Origin of the sequence: Thauera sp. 27 (assembly GCF_000310125.2) — a bacterium.
GTDB classification, from domain to species: Bacteria; Pseudomonadota; Gammaproteobacteria; order Burkholderiales; family Rhodocyclaceae; genus Thauera; species Thauera mechernichensis.
In genome coordinates this window covers 39,753-54,394 of sequence record NZ_AMXB01000002.1, presented here as the reverse complement: position 1 = coordinate 54,394, position 14,642 = coordinate 39,753, and the positions used below count along the sequence as shown (strand labels likewise).

General features: G+C 65.3%; 12 protein-coding genes. 10 read left to right on the top strand and 2 right to left on the bottom strand.

Going from position 1 to position 14,642, the window contains the following annotated elements:
* Positions 1 to 57 precede the first annotated feature (57 nt).
* Together dnaK and grpE are read right to left on the bottom strand one after the other, a co-directional pair.
* On the bottom strand, positions 58 to 1,986 hold the full coding sequence (dnaK, locus tag B447_RS01150) for a molecular chaperone DnaK (RefSeq protein ID WP_002923810.1): 1,929 nt from the start codon (positions 1,984 to 1,986) through the stop codon (positions 58 to 60).
* 115 nt (positions 1,987 to 2,101) lie between these two features.
* Positions 2,102 to 2,668, bottom strand: a complete 567-nt coding sequence (gene grpE, locus B447_RS01145) for a nucleotide exchange factor GrpE (RefSeq protein WP_002935740.1) — start codon at positions 2,666 to 2,668, stop codon at positions 2,102 to 2,104.
* 97 nt (positions 2,669 to 2,765) lie between these two features.
* Between grpE and B447_RS01140 the strand changes: the two genes are divergently transcribed.
* The 10 genes from B447_RS01140 (at position 2,766) to B447_RS01095 (ending at position 14,639) form a co-directional block, all read left to right on the top strand.
* Positions 2,766 to 2,990 (top strand): oxidoreductase-like domain-containing protein, encoded by a 225-nt coding sequence (locus B447_RS01140; protein ID WP_002923814.1) that lies wholly within the window; start codon positions 2,766 to 2,768, stop codon positions 2,988 to 2,990.
* Between the two features lie 99 nt (positions 2,991 to 3,089).
* Positions 3,090 to 5,753, top strand: coding sequence for a DNA gyrase subunit A (gene gyrA / locus B447_RS01135; RefSeq protein WP_002935739.1), 2,664 nt, complete (start codon positions 3,090 to 3,092; stop codon positions 5,751 to 5,753).
* Positions 5,753 to 6,850 (top strand): 3-phosphoserine/phosphohydroxythreonine transaminase, encoded by a 1,098-nt coding sequence (gene serC / locus B447_RS01130; protein WP_002935738.1) that lies wholly within the window; start codon positions 5,753 to 5,755, stop codon positions 6,848 to 6,850. Before gyrA ends, serC begins: the two co-directional genes overlap by 1 nt.
* Before the next feature lie 63 nt (positions 6,851 to 6,913).
* Complete coding sequence (gene pheA, locus B447_RS01125) at positions 6,914 to 7,981, top strand: prephenate dehydratase (RefSeq protein WP_002923817.1); 1,068 nt, start codon at positions 6,914 to 6,916, stop codon at positions 7,979 to 7,981.
* An 86-nt stretch (positions 7,982 to 8,067) separates the two neighbouring features.
* Complete coding sequence (hisC, locus tag B447_RS01120; RefSeq protein ID WP_002923818.1) at positions 8,068 to 9,165, top strand: histidinol-phosphate transaminase; 1,098 nt, start codon at positions 8,068 to 8,070, stop codon at positions 9,163 to 9,165.
* A 14-nt stretch (positions 9,166 to 9,179) separates the two neighbouring features.
* Positions 9,180 to 10,067, top strand: coding sequence for a prephenate dehydrogenase (locus B447_RS01115; protein ID WP_002935737.1), 888 nt, complete (start codon positions 9,180 to 9,182; stop codon positions 10,065 to 10,067).
* Positions 10,068 to 10,197: 130 nt separating this feature from the next.
* A complete protein-coding gene (locus B447_RS01110) occupies positions 10,198 to 12,138 on the top strand; it encodes a bifunctional 3-phosphoshikimate 1-carboxyvinyltransferase/cytidylate kinase (protein WP_002935736.1) in 1,941 nt (646 codons plus the stop codon).
* A 102-nt stretch (positions 12,139 to 12,240) separates the two neighbouring features.
* Positions 12,241 to 13,944, top strand: coding sequence for a 30S ribosomal protein S1 (rpsA, locus tag B447_RS01105; RefSeq protein WP_002923821.1), 1,704 nt, complete (start codon positions 12,241 to 12,243; stop codon positions 13,942 to 13,944).
* Positions 13,945 to 13,955: 11 nt separating this feature from the next.
* Positions 13,956 to 14,243, top strand: a complete 288-nt coding sequence (locus B447_RS01100) for an integration host factor subunit beta (RefSeq protein WP_002923822.1) — start codon at positions 13,956 to 13,958, stop codon at positions 14,241 to 14,243.
* A gap of 87 nt (positions 14,244 to 14,330) precedes the next feature.
* Positions 14,331 to 14,639 (top strand): LapA family protein, encoded by a 309-nt coding sequence (locus tag B447_RS01095; RefSeq protein WP_002923824.1) that lies wholly within the window; start codon positions 14,331 to 14,333, stop codon positions 14,637 to 14,639.
* Positions 14,640 to 14,642 lie beyond the last annotated feature (3 nt).

The window sequence follows — 14,642 nt, the reverse complement described above, 5'->3', positions numbered from 1 at the left end:
GACGCCAGAGCAGGGCTCCGGCGGGGCTCGGCCGCGAAGGGGTCGCCAGAGTGACGATTACTTCTTGTCCTTCACTTCGGTGAATTCGGCATCCACTACGTCGGCATCCTCGGCCTTGCCGCCAGCCTGCTGGCCACCGGCTGCGCCCTGGGCACCGCCTTCGGCCTGGGCCTGGGCGTACATCTGCTCGCCGAGCTTCTGCGCTGCCATGGCCAGGGCCTGGCTCTTGGCTTCGATGGTGTCCTTGTCGCCGCTCTTGATGGCCTCTTCGGCGTCCTTGATCGCGGCTTCGATCTTGGCCTTCTCGTCGTCGGAGAGCTTGTCGCCGTACTCGCCCAGCGCCTTCTTGGTCGAGTGGATCAGCGCGTCGCACTGGTTGCGGGCGTCGACCAGTTCGTGGGCCTTCTTGTCTTCCTCGGCGTGTGCCTCGGCGTCGCGCACCATGCGCTCGACTTCCTCGTCCGACAGACCGGAGTTGGCCTGGATCTTGATCTTGTTCTCCTTGCCGGTGGCCTTGTCCTTGGCCGACACGTGCAGGATGCCGTTGGCGTCGATGTCGAAGGTGACCTCGATCTGCGGCATGCCGCGCGGCGCCGGCGGGATGTCGGAGAGGTTGAACTGGCCCAGGCTCTTGTTGCCCGAGGCCATCTCGCGCTCGCCCTGCAGCACGTGGATGGTCACCGCGCTCTGGTTGTCGTCGGCGGTGGAGAATACCTGGCTGGCCTTGGTCGGGATCGTGGTGTTCTTCTGGATCAGCTTGGTCATCACGCCGCCCAGGGTCTCGATGCCCAGCGACAGCGGGGTGACGTCGAGCAGCAGTACGTCCTTGACCTCGCCCTGCAGCACGCCGCCCTGGATGGAGGCGCCCACGGCGACGGCCTCGTCCGGGTTCACGTCACGGCGCGGTTCCTTGCCGAAGAATTCCTTCACCTTGTCGATGACCTTGGGCATGCGGGTCTGGCCGCCGACCAGGATCACGTCGTCGATGTCCGAAACCTTGAGGCCGGCGTCCTTGAGGGCGATGCGGCAGGGCGCGATCGAGCGCTCGATCAGGTCTTCGACCAGCGACTCGAACTTGGCGCGGGTGATCTTGATCGCCAGGTGCTTCGGGCCCGAGGCGTCGGCGGTGATGTAGGGCAGGTTGATCTCGGTCTGCTGGCCCGAGGACAGCTCGATCTTGGCCTTCTCGGCCGCTTCCTTCAGGCGCTGCAGTGCGAGCACGTCGTTCTTGAGATCGACGCCCTGTTCCTTTTTGAACTCGGTGACGATGTAGTCGATGATGCGCTGGTCGAAGTCCTCGCCACCCAGGAAGGTGTCGCCGTTGGTCGCCAGCACTTCGAACTGGTGCTCGCCGTCGAGGTCTGCGATCTCGATGATCGAGATGTCGAAGGTGCCGCCGCCGAGGTCATACACGGCGATCTTGGAGTCGCCCGGCTTCTTGTCCATGCCGAAGGCGAGCGCGGCCGCGGTCGGCTCGTTGATGATGCGCTTGACCTCGAGGCCGGCGATGCGGCCGGCGTCCTTGGTGGCCTGGCGCTGGCTGTCGTTGAAGTAGGCCGGCACGGTGATGACTGCTTCGGTCACTTCCTCGCCGAGGTAGTCCTCGGCGGTCTTCTTCATCTTGCGAAGGATCTCGGCGGAAACCTGCGGCGGTGCGATCTTCTTGCCACGCACTTCAACCCAGGCGTCGCCGTTGTCGGCCTTGGCGATGGTGAAGGGCATCATGGCGATGTCCTTCTGGACTTCCTTCTCTTCGAAGCGACGGCCGATCAGGCGCTTGATTGCGAACAGGGTGTTCTTGGCGTTGGTGACGGCCTGGCGCTTGGCCGGCGCGCCGCACAGGATTTCACCGTCCTCGGCGTAGGCCACCACCGACGGGGTGGTGCGCGCGCCTTCGGAGTTTTCGATGACCTTCGGCTTGCCGCCTTCCATCACGGAGACGCAGCTGTTGGTGGTGCCGAGGTCGATGCCGATGATCTTGCCCATGAGTGTTCCTTCTCAGTCAGTTCAGTCTTTATTTGGAGGCGCGGCTCGTAGCGCGCCGGTCTGGATCGAATATGGGGGGGCGCGCAACGGTTTCAAGCCGCCGCGCGCAGATTCCTTACTGGCCCTTGGCCTTTGCCACCATGACCAGTGCCGGGCGGAGGACGCGCTCGTTGAGCAGATAGCCCTTCTGCAGCACCGTGACCACGGTGTTGGGTTCGGCGTCCGACTCGACCGCGCTGATCGCCTGATGCTTGTTCGGATCGAACTTCTGGCCAACGGGGTTCTCTTCGGCCAGGCTCGCGCCTTCGAAAGCGGCGACAAGTTGCTTGAGCGTCAACTCGACGCCTTCGCGCAGCTTCTCGACGGTCTGGTTGTCCACCGCGAGGGCTGCCTCCAGGCTGTCCTTGACCGGCAGCATCGCGCTGGCGAACTTCTCGGCGGCAAACTTGGCGGCCTTGCCGATGTCTTCCTGCGCGCGGCGACGCACATTCTCGGTCTCGGCCTTGGCGCGCAGCCAGGCGTCGTGATGCTCGGCGGCCTTCAGTTCGGCCTGTCGCAGGCTCTCCTCGAGGCTGGGCATGCTGTCGATCGCGTTGGATGCATCGCTGGCGGCGTGTTCGGCGGTGGCAGCCTGGACTTCCAGTTCATCGGCGGGCGTCGTCGAAGGGTTCTGTTCCTGCATGGATAAGGCTCCCGTAAATTCCTGACGCTGGTAAATTGGGGTCGGTCTGGTCATTTCAAGGGCTGGAGCCGCATTTTTTAGGCCGAGGATCTGAAACATGCGAACGAGCGATCTGGTTGCGCTGCCGATGCGCAATCTTGCCGAGGCGCAAGCGCTGGTGAGTCTGGTGCAGCTCGCGCTGCAGGCGCGCGGCCTTGCCCTGCGCGCGCCACCGCCAGTGCCCGACAGCTGCTGCGGGCGCGGTTGCAACGGCTGCGTGTGGGAGGGGTATTACGCGGCGCTACGTTTCTGGCGCGAGGATGCCATCGCCGCGCTGGAGTGATCGTGCCTTGAGCATGCGCCGATGCCCAAGGCGGGGCGGGCGGAGGGCGCGCGTGTTAATATTTCGCGTTTTGGTAAACGCGGTACGCCCGCTCCCAGCATGACTCAGTTCGCCAAGGAAACTCTGCCGATCAGCCTTGAAGAGGAGATGCGGCACTCCTACCTCGATTACGCAATGAGCGTGATCGTGGGTCGGGCACTCCCGGATGCGCGCGACGGCCTCAAGCCGGTGCATCGGCGCGTGTTGTTCGCAATGCACGAGCTGTCCAACGACTGGAACCGCGCCTACAAGAAGTCAGCGCGTATCGTCGGTGACGTCATTGGTAAGTACCACCCGCACGGCGATACGGCGGTGTACGACACCATCGTGCGCATGGCGCAGGATTTCTCGCTGCGCTACATGCTGGTCGATGGGCAGGGTAACTTCGGCTCGGTCGACGGCGACAACGCGGCGGCGATGCGTTACACCGAAATCCGCATGGCGCGCATCGGCCACGAGCTGCTGGCCGACATCGACAAGGAAACGGTGGACTTCGGCCCGAACTACGACGGCTCGGAGAAGGAGCCGCTGGTCATGCCGGCGCGCATTCCGAACCTGCTGATCAACGGTTCGAGCGGCATCGCGGTCGGCATGGCGACCAACATCCCGCCGCATAACCTCGGTGAGGTGGTCGACGCCTGCCTGAAGCTGCTCGAGGATCCGGACACCGACATCGAGGCGCTGATCGACATCGTCCAGGCGCCGGACTTCCCGACCGCGGGCCTCATCTACGGCCTTGCTGGCGTGCGCGAGGGCTACCGTACCGGCCGCGGTCGCGTGATCATGCGTGCGCGCACCCACTTCGAGCCCATCGGCAAGACCGACCGCCAGGCCATCATCGTCGACGAGCTGCCCTACCAGGTGAACAAGCGCACCTTGCAGGAGCGCATGGCCGAGCTGGTCAACGAGAAGAAGATCGAGGGCATCAGCGAGATCCGCGACGAGTCCGACAAGTCGGGCATGCGCCTGGTGATCGAGTTGAAGCGCGGCGAGATGCCCGAGGTGGTGCTCAACAAGCTGTTCAAGCACACCCAGCTGCAGGACAGCTTCGGCATGAACATGGTGGCGCTGGTCGACGGCAAGCCGCGCCTGCTCAACCTCAAGCAGATGCTGGTGTGCTTCCTCGAGCATCGTCGCGAGGTCGTCACCCGCCGCACCATCTTCGAACTGCGCAAGGCGCGTGACCGCGGTCACATCCTCGAAGGTCTGGCGGTGGCGCTGTCCAACGTCGACGAGATTATTGCGCTGATCAAGGCCGCGCCCACGCCTTCCGACGCCAAGCGCGAACTGATGGCGCGCGAGTGGCGCTCGGCGCTGGTCGAAGAGATGCTGTCGCGCGCGCTCGCCGACAGCTACCGGCCGGAAGGGCTGGATCCGCAGTACGGCCTGCAGGCGCAGGGCTACCGTCTGTCCGAAACCCAGGCCCAGGCGATTCTCGAACTGCGCCTGCAGCGTCTGACCGGCCTCGAGCAGGACAAGATCGTCGGCGAATACCGCGAGGTGATGGACGTCATCACCGACCTGCTCGATATCCTGGCGCGCCCCGAGCGCATCACTGCGATCATCGTCGACGAGCTCGGTGCGATCCGCAATCAGTTTGGGGACCCGCGCCGCTCGGAGCTGGTGATGAACACCGCCGAGATCAACATCGAGGACTTGATCACGCCGGAAGACATGGTCGTGACCCTGTCGCACACCGGCTACTTCAAGCGCCAGCCGCTGGCCGACTACCGTGCCCAGCGTCGCGGCGGCCGCGGCAAGCAGGCCACCTCGATGAAGGACGAGGACTTCATCGACCATCTCTTTGTCGCCAACACCCACGACACCGTGCTGTGCTTCTCCAGCCGCGGGCGCTGCTACTGGCTCAAGGTGTACGAGGTGCCCGAAGGTACGCGCAACTCGCGCGGCAAGCCCATCGTCAATCTCTTCCCGCTGATCGAAGGCGAGAAGATCACTGCGGTGCTGCCGATCAAGGAGTTCGACGAGGAGCACTTCGTGTTCATGGCGACCTCGGAAGGCACGGTCAAGAAGACGGCGCTCACCGCGTTCTCCAACCCGCGCAAGGCCGGCATCATCGCCGTCAATCTGGACGACGGCGACCACCTGATCGGGGTGGCGATCACCGACGGCCAGTGCGACGTGATGTTGTTCTCCGACGCCGGAAAGGCGGTGCGCTTTGCCGAGACCGACGTGCGCCCGATGGGGCGCGATGCGCGCGGCGTGCGCGGCATGATGCTCGAGGACGGCCAGTCGGTGATCGCCATGCTGGTGGCCAAGGACGAGTCGCAGTCGGTGCTGACTGCGACCGAAAACGGCTACGGCAAGCGCACGCCGGTGGCCGAATACACCCGCCATGGCCGCGGCACCAAGGGCATGATCGCGATCCAGACCAGCGACCGCAACGGCAAGCTGGTGGCTGCGGTGCTGGTCGAGCCCAGTGACGAAATCATGCTGATCTCGACCGGCGGCGTGCTCATCCGCACTGGTGTGGAGAGCATCCGCGAGATGGGTCGTTCGACCCAGGGCGTGACGCTGATCAGCCTCGATGAAGGCACCTGGCTTGCCAGCGTCGAGAAGGTGGCCGAGTCCGAGTCGGACGAGAGCATGCGCGTCAATGGCGAAGGTGAGACCGAGGAGGAGGCAGCCGCCTCGGTGCAGAGGCCTGCGGGCGAGGCGGGCGATGCTGCTGACGGATCTGCCGATGGCGAGGAGGGTGGCGCCTGATGAGTCGCGTATGGAACTTCAGCGCGGGTCCAGCGGCGCTGCCCGAAGAGGTGCTGCGCCAGGCCGCCGACGAGATGCTCGACTGGCAAGGCAGCGGTATGGGCGTGATGGAAATGAGCCATCGCGGCAAGGAGTTCACCGCCATTGCTGCCCAGGCTGAGGCGGACCTGCGCGAGCTGCTGGCGGTGCCGGCGAACTACCGCATCCTCTTCATGCAGGGCGGCGCGATCGCCGAGAACGCGATCATCCCGATGAACCTGATGGGCGGCAAGCGCGTGGCCGACTATGTGGTCACCGGCGCGTGGTCGCAGAAGTCGCAGAAGGAGGCGCGCAAGTACGCCGAGGTGAACATCGCGGCCACCTCCGAGGCGAGCGGCTTCGCGACCGTGCCGCCGATGACGGACTGGAGGCTGTCTGCCGATCCGGCGTATGTGTTCACCTGCACCAACGAGACCATCGGCGGCGTCGAGTACCCCTTCGAGCCCGATCTGGCGCAGATCGGCCGCGGCGAGGTGCCGGTGGTGGCCGACATGTCCTCGCACATCCTGTCGCGCGCGATCGACGTGGCCAAGTACGGCTTGATCTTCGGCGGCGCACAGAAGAACATCGGCCCGGCGGGCCTGACCATCGTGATCGTGCGCGAGGACCTGCTCGGGCGCGCGATGCCGCACTGCCCGAGCGCCTTCGACTACAAGACCGTGGCCGACAACGGCTCGATGTACAACACGCCGCCCACCTACGCGATCTACATCGCCGGCCTGGTCTTCCAGTGGCTCAAGCGCGAGGGCGGTTTGGCGGCGGTCGAGGCGCACAACATCGCCAAGGCGAAGCTGCTGTACGAGTTCCTCGATGCCAGCGACTTCTACGAGAATCGCATCGACCCGGCTTGCCGTTCGCGCATGAACGTGCCCTTCTTCCTGAAGGATGAGTCCTTGAACGAGGCCTTCCTGGCAGAGTCGAGAGCGGCCGGCCTGGTGCAGCTGAAGGGGCACAAGTCGGTAGGCGGCATGCGGGCGTCGATCTACAACGCGATGCCGATCGCAGGCGTGCAGGCGCTGGTCGATTTCATGCGCGACTTCGCTGCTCGCCGCGGCTGAGCGCGCCGGGCAGCACACGAACGAGAACCACACGCGGAACTTGAAGGGGGCCATGGGCCGAGCATGAGCGACGAACTGCTGAAACTGCGCAACGAGATCGACCGCCTCGATGAGGAAATCCTCGCCCGCCTATCCGAGCGCGCGCGCTGCGCGCAACGGGTCGGGGAGATCAAACGCGGCGTCATGTACTACCGCCCCGAGCGCGAGGCCCAGGTGCTGCGCCGCTTGGCCGAGCTCAACCCCGGGCCCTTGTCACCCGATGCGGTGAAGACCATCTTCCGCGAGGTCATGTCGGCCTGCCTGGGCTTGGAGCAGCCGCTGCGCGTGGCCTATCTCGGCCCGGCCGGGACCTTCTCCGAAAGTGCCAGCCGCAAGCATTTCGGCTCCGCGCCCAATTTCATGGCGATGGCGGCGATCGACGACGTCTTTCGAGCGGTCGAGGCAGGCAATGCCGACTACGGCGTGGTGCCGGTGGAGAACTCTACCGAGGGGGCGGTGGGCGGCACGCTTGACTTGCTCCTCGCCAATCCGCTCAAGGTGTGCGGCGAGGTGCGCTTGCGCATCCACCAGCAGTTGATGTCGCGCGCCGACGGCATCGGCGCGGCCCGCCGTGTCTACTCGCATGCCCAGTCGCTGGCGCAGTGCCACGAGTGGCTGAACCGCAACCTGCCGCATCTGCCGCGCATCCCGGTGGCGAGCAATGCCGAGGCCGCGCGCATGGCCTCGGAGGATCCGGAGTCCTGCGCCATTGCCGGTGAGGCGGCCGCGCAACTCTACGGCCTCAACATTCTCGCCCCCAACATCGAGGATGATCCCAACAACACGACGCGCTTCCTGGTCATCGCCGACCACGACGCGGGCCCCTCCGGCCAGGATCGCACCTCGTTGGTGTTCTCGGCACCGAACCGTCCGGGCGCCATCCATGGCCTGCTCGAACCCATGGCCCGCCATGGGGTCGACATGACCAAGCTGCAGTCGCGGCCGGCGCGCTCGGGGCTGTGGGAGTATGTGTTCTACGCGGACATCAATGGACACCGCGACGATCCCGAGGTGGCGGCTGCGCTTGCTGAACTCAACGATCGCGCAGCGTTCGTCAAGGTCATCGGCTCGTATCCGGTGGCGGCAATCTGACACAGCGCGAGCGCGCGCGGCTGGCGCCGGTGCGCGACGCTTGATGCTGCAGCCCGACCGGCATGCAGAACAAACAGGAGAAGACGATGAGCATCGCCTCGCTGGCACCCGACTACATCCGCTCGATCATGGCCTACCAGCCGGGCAAGCCCATCTCGGAGCTCGCTCGCGAGATGGGGCTGGCCGAATCGAGCATCGTCAAGCTCGCATCGAACGAGAATCCGCTCGGCATGAGCCCTGCGGCGCGCGACGCCGCACGCGATGCGATAGGCGATGTGGCGCGCTACCCGGACGGTGGCGCTTTCGCGCTCAAGAGCGCGTTGTGCAACAAGTTTGGCGTGGCCCCTGAGCAGATCGTGGTCGGCAACGGCTCCAACGACATCCTGGAACTGGTGTCGCAGGCTTTTCTGGCGCCGGGGTTGTCGGCGGTCTATTCGCAGCACGCGTTCGCGGTCTATCCGCTGGCGACGCATGCGCGCGGCGCGCGTGGAATCGAGGTGCCTGCGCGCAACTTCGGTCATGATCTGGCAGCGATGCTGGCTGCGATCCGGCCGCAGACGCGCGTGGTTTTCGTCGCCAATCCCAATAATCCCACCGGCACCTTCGTTCCGGGGGGCGAGTTGGAGGCGTTCATCAGCGCGGTGCCCAAACATGTGCTGGTGGTGCTCGACGAGGCTTATACCGAATACCTTGCGCCCGAGCAGCGCTACGATGCGATGGCCTGGGTAGGGCGCTATCCGAACCTGCTCGTTTCGCGCACCTTCTCCAAGGCTTATGGCCTGGCCGGGCTGCGCGTCGGCTACGCAGTGACGCATCCCGAGGTGGCCGATCTGATGAACCGGGTTCGCCAGCCGTTCAACGTGACCAGCGTCGGTCTGGCGGCGGCCGAGGCGGCGCTGGGCGACGAAGAGTTCATCGCCCGCAGTGCCGAGATCAACCGACGCGGCATGGTCCAACTCACCCAGGCCTTTGCCGAACTGGGGCTGGAGTGGATTCCGTCGTTTGGAAACTTCGTCACCTTCAAGGTCGGTGATGCGATCGGTATCAACCAGGCACTGCTCAAGCAGGGCGTCATCGTGCGTCCGATTGCAGCCTATGGCATGCCGCACTGGCTGCGTGTCTCGATCGGCCTGCCCGAAGAGAACGCCCGTTTCATCGCTGCGCTTCGCCGCGCCCTGTCCTGAGTGGAGGGTGCAGGATGGCCCTGATCGGCAAGCTCGTCATCTGCGGCGTCGGCCTCATCGGCGGCTCCTTTGCCCTTGCCTTGCGCCGTGCCGGGCAGGTGGGGCGGGTTGTCGGCGTGGGGCGGCGCCCCGAGCCCCTGCAGCGGGCGCTCGCGCTGGGTGTGATCGACGAGGTCGCGGCCGGCTGGGCGGGTGCGCTCGACGGCGCCGACCTGGTCCTGCTTGCAGCGCCCGTTGGCCAGATGGACGCGATCATGGCGGCGATGGCGCCTCACCTGCGGCCAGGTACGGTAGTCACGGATGCGGGCAGCACCAAGCGTGACGTGATCGAGGCGGTGCACCGCCACCTCTCCGGCGCACTTGCCGATGTCGTGCCTGCGCACCCGATTGCAGGTGCGGAAAAGAGCGGCGTCGAAGCCGCGTTTGCCGAGCTCTACATCGGACGCAAGGCAGTGTTGACCCCGCTGCCCGAGAGTCGCGCAGCGGCGGTCGAGCTCGTGCGTGCCGCCTGGGAAGCCTGTGGTGCACGCGTGGTGGACATGAGCCCCGGCGAGCACGACCGGGTCTTTGCGGCGGTCAGCCATCTGCCGCACCTGTTGGCGTTCGGCCTGGTCGATGACTTCGCACGCAGACCCAACGCGCCCTTGCTGTTTTCCCATGCGGCGGGCGGCTTTCGCGACTTCACCCGCATCGCGGGCAGTCATCCCGAGATGTGGCGCGATATCTGCATCGCCAACCGGGTCGCCTTGCTCGACGAGCTTGACGCTTATCTCGGTGAGCTCGCGCACCTGCGTGGGCTGCTCGAGGCCGGTGATGGCGCCGGTCTCGAGGCGGTGTTCGAGCGTGCACGCCGGGCGCGCAATGCATGGGCAGAGGGCTTGCCGGTACAGGCCGCAGAATAGCGCGGCGGTGCCGCCGCATCGGCTGCAGTCCTGGCCGACCCGAGAGTGGCGCTGTGACCGCTGTGCTCGCCGCTGGAGCCGCCCCCGTTCTTCCCGCCCCGCATCGTGGGGCGATCCCTGAGAGGTGATGATGGAATTTCTCGATTTGCCGCCGATGCTCGGTGCAGCCGGTACGGTTCGCCTGCCGGGCTCGAAGAGCATTTCCAACCGGGTCCTGCTGCTTGCTGCGCTTGCCGAGGGCGAGACCGAGATTCGCGATCTGCTGCTGTCGGACGATGTCGAGCGCATGCTCGACGCCCTGCAGACGCTTGGCGTGTGCTGGGAGCGCAATGGCGACTCGCTTGACTACCGCGTGCGGGGCGTTGGCGGACCGTTTCCGGTCAAGCATGCCGAGCTCTTCCTTGGTAATGCCGGTACCGCCTTCCGGCCGTTGACCGCAGCCCTGGCCTTGTCGGGGGGCGAGTACCGCCTCTCGGGTGTGCCGCGCATGCATGAGCGCCCGATCGGCGACCTCGTCGACGCGCTGCGTGCACTCGGTGCCGACATCATGTGCACCGCCAACGAGGGCTATCCGCCGCTGCACCTGCGACCGGCAAGCATCCGCCCGGGCGGTGTGGTCAGGGTGCGGGGCGACGTGTCTAGCCAGTTCCTTACCGCCCTGCTGATGGCGCTCCCGCTGACGGGAGTGGAAACTACGGTCGAGGTCGTCGGCGAACTCATCTCCAAACCCTACATCCGCATCACGCTCGAATTGATGGCGCGCTTCGGCGTGCAGGTCGAGCAGCATGGCTGGGAGCGCTTCGTCGTGCCCGGCGGCGCCCGCTATCGAAGCCCGGGAACGGTGTTCGTCGAAGGCGACGCGTCGTCGGCCTCTTACTTTCTGGCGGCGGGGGCGATCGGCGGTGGCCCGCTGCGGGTCGAAGGGGTGGGGCGGGCGAGCATCCAGGGCGATGTACGCTTTGCCGAAGCGCTCGAGCAACTCGGCGCCCGCATCACCATGGGAGACAACTGGATCGAGGCCGCGGCGCCGGCCGAGGGAGGCCTCAAGGCCTTCGATCTGGACCTCAACCACATCCCGGACGCGGCGATGACGCTGGCGGTGGCAGCGTTGTTTGCCGACGGTCCCTGCCGGCTGCGCAATATCGCCAGCTGGCGCGTCAAGGAGACTGACCGCATCGCGGCGATGGCGATCGAGCTGCGCAAGGTCGGGGCGCAGATCGAGGAGGGCGAGGACTACCTCGTGGTGACGCCGCCGGCGCGCCTGCAGCCGGCAGCGATCGATACCTACGACGATCATCGTATGGCCATGTGCTTCTCGCTCGTCACGCTGGGCGGATGCCGGCTCCGCATCAACGATCCGCGCTGCGTCAACAAGACCTTCCCGGGCTATTTCGACGTGTTCGGGCAGGTGGCGCGAGCCGTGCCGGTCGTCGCCATCGATGGGCCGTCGGCTTCGGGCAAGGGGACGGTGGCGGCGCGCGTGGCGGAGGCGCTGGGCTGGCATTGTCTGGACAGCGGCTCGCTGTACCGGCTGGTTGCGCTTGCGGCCATGCGTGCAGGCATTGCGCTGGATGACGAGGCGGGCGTCGCAGCGATTGCCGCGGACCTCCCGGCACGTTTCGAGAACGGCCTTATCCTGCTCGCAGGCGAGGATGTCAGCGATGCGATCCGCACCGAGGCCTGCTCGGTCGGGGCGTCGAAGGTGGCGGTGTTGGGGCAGGTGCGCGAGGCTCTGCTCGACCGCCAGCGCGACTATCGCATCGGCCCCGGCCTGGTGGCCGAGGGGCGCGATATCGGCTCAGTGGTGTTCCCCGACGCCGGGGTGAAGGTGTTCCTGACCGCCAGCGCTGAGTCGCGTGCCGAGCGCCGCTATAAGCAGTTGATGGAAAAGGGAATGCCTGCTAATATCCAAAGTCTTCTGAAGGACCTTCAGGAACGGGATGCGCGCGATGCCGCCCGGCCTGTCGCGCCCCTCGTGAAACTGCCGGATGCGGTGCTGCTCGATACCACCGAGAGGTCCGTCGACGAGGCCGTGGCCTTCGTGCTCGACCTCGTTCGGGCGGGTGGCTAGGCGTCCGGCCTGAAACCGTCGCGCAGAAGCGTGGGCTTCGGCGCGTTTTTTCTTGAACCAACCATGTTTGCCGTCCCACGGCGGTGCCGGATCCTTATCCCTATGTCCAACGCCACCCCCTCCTTCGAAGAAAGCTTTGCCGCCCTCTTCGAGGAAAGCCTCGCCCTCCAGGAAATGCGCGCCGGTGAAGTCATCACCGCCGAAGTCGTGCGCATCGACCAGAACTTCGTCGTCGTCAACGCCGGCCTGAAGTCCGAAAGCTACGTGCCCATCGAGGAGTTCCGCAACGATCGCGGCGAACTCGAGGTCAACGTCGGTGACTTCGTCCATGTGGCCATCGACGCGCTCGAAGACGGCTACGGCGAAACCCGCCTGTCGCGCGAGAAGGCCAAGCGCATCGCCGCCTGGAACGACCTCGAAAAGGCGCTCAACGAAGGCTCCCTGGTCAAGGGCGTCATCACTGGCCGCGTCAAGGGTGGCCTGACCGTCATGACCAACAGCATCCGCGCCTTCCTGCCGGGCTCGCTGGTCGACATGCGTCCGGTCAAGGACACCACGCCGTACGAAGGCAAGGAATACGAGTTCAAGGTCATCAAGCTCGACCGCAAGCGCAATAACGTCGTGGTGTCGCGTCGTGCCGTGCTGGAAGAGTCGATGGGCGAAGAGCGCGAGAAGCTGCTCTCGAACCTCAAGGAAGGCACCGTCATCAAGGGTATCGTCAAGAACATCACCGACTACGGTGCGTTCGTCGACCTGGGTGGCATCGATGGCCTGCTGCACATTACCGATCTGGCCTGGCGCCGCGTCCGTCACCCGAGCGAAGTGCTCAACGTCGGTGACGAGATCGAAGCCAAGGTGCTCAAGTTCGACCAGGAAAAGAACCGCGTCTCGCTCGGTCTCAAGCAGCTCGGCGAAGATCCGTGGGTCGGCATTTCGCGTCGTTACCCGCAGGGCACCCGTCTGTTCGGCAAGGTCACCAACATCACCGATTACGGCGCCTTCGTCGAAGTCGAGCAGGGCATCGAGGGCCTGGTGCACGTGTCCGAAATGGACTGGACCAACAAGAACATCCACCCGACCAAGGTCGTCCAGCTGGGCGACGAGGTCGAAGTGATGATCCTCGAGATCGACGAAGACCGTCGCCGCATCTCCCTGGGCATGAAGCAGTGCATGTCGAACCCGTGGGACGATTTCGCCATCAACCACAAGAAGGGTGACAAGGTCCGTGGCCAGATCAAGTCGATCACCGACTTCGGCGTGTTCATCGGCCTGGAAGGCGGCATCGATGGTCTGGTGCACCTGTCCGACCTGTCCTGGAGCGAGTCCGGCGAAGACGCCGTGCGCAAGTTCAAGAAGGGCGACGAGGTCGAGGCCGTGGTGCTGGCGATCGACGTCGAGCGCGAGCGTATCTCGCTCGGCATCAAGCAGCTCGAAGGCGACCCCTACACCAACTTCATTGCCACCCACGAGAAGAACAGCCTCGTGCGCGGCACCGTGAAGTCGGTCGAGGCCCGCGGTGCGGTGATCTCGCTGGGTGACGATGTCGAAGGCTACCTGCGCGCTTCCGAAGCGGCTGCCCATCGCGTTGATGACCTGACCACCGTCCTCAAGGAAGGTGACGAGGTCGAGGCGCTGGTGATCAACGTCGATCGCAAGACCCGCTCGATCAGCCTGTCGATCCGCGCCAAGGATCAGGCCGAGCAGTCCGAAGCCATGAACAAGCTCGCCTCGGAAGGTTCGGGCTCGGCTGGCACGACCAACCTGGGTGCCCTGCTCAAGGCAAAGCTGAACGAGCAGAAGCAGTAAGCTGACCGATCATGACCAAATCGGAGCTGATCGCCCAGCTGGCGGAGCGTTTTCCCCAGCTGGTCGCAAAGGACGCCGATTACGCGGTCAAGATGATCCTCGATGCGATGACTGACGCGCTGGCGCGCGGTGATCGCATCGAGATCCGCGGGTTTGGCAGCTTTGCGCTGAACTACCGTCCCCCCCGTACCGGGCGCAACCCGAAATCCGGCGAGAAGGTGCATGTGCCGGAAAAATACGTCCCGCATTTCAAGGCGGGCAAGGAGTTGCGCGAGCGGGTGGACCTCAGCGGCACGTGACCGCGCGGCGATCGGATTTACAGGCAATAATGGAAGGCGGCTGCGGCCGCCTTCTTTTTTGTTCATTGCTCGGGGATAATGCCGGCCATGCGCGCAATCATCTGGTTCATCCGCCTGGTGCTGTTCTTTCTGCTGTTCGGGTTCGCGATCAAGAACGATCATCTTGTGACCCTGAGCTTCTTCTTCGGCAGTCAGTGGCAGCTTCCCCTGGTATTCGTCATTCTCCTGACTTTCGCGGCAGGGGCCCTGCTGGGCGTGACGGCGACCCTTGCGTCGCTCATGCGTCAGCGTCGGGAGATCTCCCGCCTGCGCCGTCAGCTCGAGCAAGCCGAGCGCGACAGGGCGCAACCTCAGGTCGGCCCGGCAGCGGGCGAAGCCCAGTTGCCCATGCCTTGAGGC